We start from the raw sequence: 413 nt of genomic DNA, 5'->3' as shown, positions 1-413 counted from the left end.
CCCGACAGCGTGTATCAAGGCTCGACCTGGTCGGCGGCGATCCAGTATCAGCAAGGTCCGATCGGTGGTGCGGTGGCGTTCTCGCGCATCAACAACGCGGCCAACGGCGGCGGCGTCTACAGCGGCAACTCGACGACGGTGAACAGCACGTCGGCAACCGATGGTTCGGGTCAGCCGGGCGTGTCGGCGGTGACCGCTGGCTACCAGCGCGCACAGGCACAGCAGCGCTTCGCGGTTGCGGGCGGCTACCAGTTCAACAGCGCGTGGGACATCTCGGTCACGTACACGAACGTTCAGTACATTCCGGGCGTGAACTCGCGCTTCACCGACCAAGCCGTGTTCAACACGGCCGGCACGGTGCTGCACTGGAAGGCGACGGCGGCATGGGACTTCGCGGCGGGCTATAGCTACAC

Annotated in this window: 1 pseudogene; it reads left to right on the top strand. The window is 65.6% G+C overall.

From position 1 onward, the window contains the following. Positions 1–413: pseudogene (locus NCS28_RS07330) on the top strand (porin); the annotation flags it as partial.

This window comes from Caballeronia sp. INDeC2, assembly GCF_023631325.1.
Taxonomy (GTDB): domain Bacteria; phylum Pseudomonadota; class Gammaproteobacteria; order Burkholderiales; family Burkholderiaceae; genus Caballeronia.
This window is presented reverse-complemented; position numbering and strand designations above follow the sequence as displayed.